Source organism: Ruminococcus callidus ATCC 27760 (assembly GCF_000468015.1).
GTDB classification, from domain to species: domain Bacteria; phylum Bacillota; class Clostridia; order Oscillospirales; family Ruminococcaceae; genus Ruminococcus_C; species Ruminococcus_C callidus.
Map to the genome: position 1 here is coordinate 20,399 of NZ_KI260386.1, position 2,095 is coordinate 22,493.

The following is a 2,095-nucleotide window of genomic DNA, read 5'->3' on the forward strand; positions in this document are numbered from 1 at the left end:
CGCCAGACGCTCTTTGTGCGGTATTGCCTTTACTTTGCCTGCACTTCTGCTTTTGGCTCATTGGCAGGGGTGCTGTTCTTATCCGAGAGCATTTTCAAGCCCTGCATGCCCAGAATTACTACGCCACCGATGAGGAAGAACACAATGCTGAACGTGTGCAGTCCCATTGCCGGCTGCGGATTTTCCAGCGTGGTGGGCCCCATAAAGACGGAGTACAGGGAACCCAGCATCATGCCGATGATTAGATATACCGTAGCCCCGCGGTGTTTGGTCAGGGCGTTCTGGATCAGCTTGATAATGCTGATGATGCCGGTAATGACACCCAGCCCAAAGACGATCAGAATGGGCAGCATGTGGAAATTCAAGTGGAGCAGGTCGTGAATGCCGTTAATGATCGGAATGTACAGCCCGAAGATCAGCAGCAGCGTGGAACCGGAAATGCCCGGCAGAACCATGGCACAGATCGCAACGGCTCCCACGAAGAATGCGTAGATGTACATGCCGATGTCGGGATTACTCAGATCTTTTCCGCCGCCTACAAAAGTGTTTGCATAGGTGATCGCCACCACGAATGCCATGCCGATGAGGACGAAGAAGCTCATTTTCCAGCGGTCTTTCAGTACCTTTTTTTCCTCGTAGATCACGACCGGAATCGCGAAGATGATGAATCCGATGAACAGGGAGGATACCCGATAGATATGGGATTCAAAGACATTTGCCAGCACCAGCACCGAGGAGCAGAAGCCGATCACCCAGCCGATGCCCAGCTTGATGAGGTACTTGACAGCCTGGATGCGTTCTTGCTTGCTGCCGGAGATCAGGGCGTTCAGGGAACCGATAAAGTTGTCATAGAAGCCCATGAGGAATGCGATCGTGCCGCCGGAAACGCCGGGGACACTGTCTGCCAGTGCCATACAGAAACCGTGCAGAAGTGTAATTAGTTTTTTCATGTGTGTTTGCTTGTCCTTTCTTGTTTTTCGTTTTTTGTTTACAACTTATTTTATTATACACTTTTTCTGTGTGGTGATGTAAAAAGATTGTGGGTACAATTTAAAAACATCTAAAGAATATTCTGGGCAATATTGCAAAATATGCTTTTCGTACAGTTCGTCCCAGTCTGTCGGAATGCCGGCTCCCTGATAGGCAACGTAGCGGAGTATAAAATAGACATCGATAGTGTCAATGGAGCCGTCTCCGTTGACGTCCAGCTTGGTCAGCAGAGCGGCTTCGATCTCCGGATATTCCGTGAAGGTGTAATCGTGATAGCCGGCACCGTGATATGCACAATACAGCATTACCATGTAAACATCTGTGGAGTCCACCCGACCATTGCGGTCTGCATCGCCTGTGATCTGCGGGAAATTTTCGTCAGGGGGTATGGTGGTTGTGGTGGAAGTTGTGGTTGTTGAAGTCGTTGTGCTTGTGGTGGTGGAAGTAGTCGTTGTTGAAGCCGCTGTGCTTGTAGTTGTGGAAGTAGTCGTTGTTGAAGCAGTTGTGCTTGTGGTGGTGGAAGTAGTCGTTGTCGAAGTGGTCGTGCTTGTGGTGAAAGTAGTCGTTGTTGAAGTGGTCGTACTTGTAGTAGCGGAAGTCGTGGTTTTCGAAGTGGTCGTGCTTGTGGTAGTGGAAGTTGCGGTTGTTGAAGTGGTCGTGCTTGTAGTAGCGGAAGTCGTGGTTGTCGAAGTAGTCGCACTTGTAGTAGCGGAAGTTGTGGTTGTCGAAGTGATTGTGCTTGTAGTAGCAGAAGTCGTGGTTGTTGAAGTGGTCGCACTTGTAGTAGCGGAAGTTGTGGTTGTCGAAGTGATTGTGCTTGTAGTAGCAGAAGTCGTGGTTGTTGAAGTGGTTGTGCTTGTAGTAGTGGAAGTCGTGGCTGTCGAAGCAGCTGTACTTGTAGTAGCGGAAGTCGTGGTTGTTGAAGTGGTTGTGCTTGTAGTTGTGGAAGTTGCGGTTGTTGAAGTGGTCGTGCTTGTAGTTGTGGAAGTCACGATTGTTGAAGTGGTCGTGCTTGTAGTTGTGGAAGTCGTGGTTGTCGAAGTGGTCGTGCTTGTGGTGATGAAAGTTGTAGTTGTCGAAGTGGTTGTACTTGTAGTAGTGGAAG

At 49.4% G+C, this 2,095-nt stretch carries 2 protein-coding genes and 1 pseudogene; all 3 read right to left on the reverse strand.

Going from position 1 to position 2,095, the window contains the following annotated elements; genetic code table 11:
- Positions 1 to 29: 29 nt before the first annotated feature.
- Positions 30 to 950: a DUF368 domain-containing protein gene (locus RUMCAL_RS06330; RefSeq protein WP_021681842.1), complete on the reverse strand. Its 921-nt coding sequence runs from the start codon at positions 948 to 950 to the stop codon at positions 30 to 32.
- Between the two features lie 45 nt (positions 951 to 995).
- On the reverse strand, positions 996 to 1,379 hold the full coding sequence (locus tag RUMCAL_RS15920; RefSeq protein WP_278245035.1) for a dockerin type I domain-containing protein: 384 nt from the start codon (positions 1,377 to 1,379) through the stop codon (positions 996 to 998).
- Positions 1,369 to 2,095: pseudogene (locus RUMCAL_RS15925) on the reverse strand (hypothetical protein); the annotation flags it as partial. The pseudogene RUMCAL_RS15925 and the gene RUMCAL_RS15920, both read right to left, overlap by 11 nt.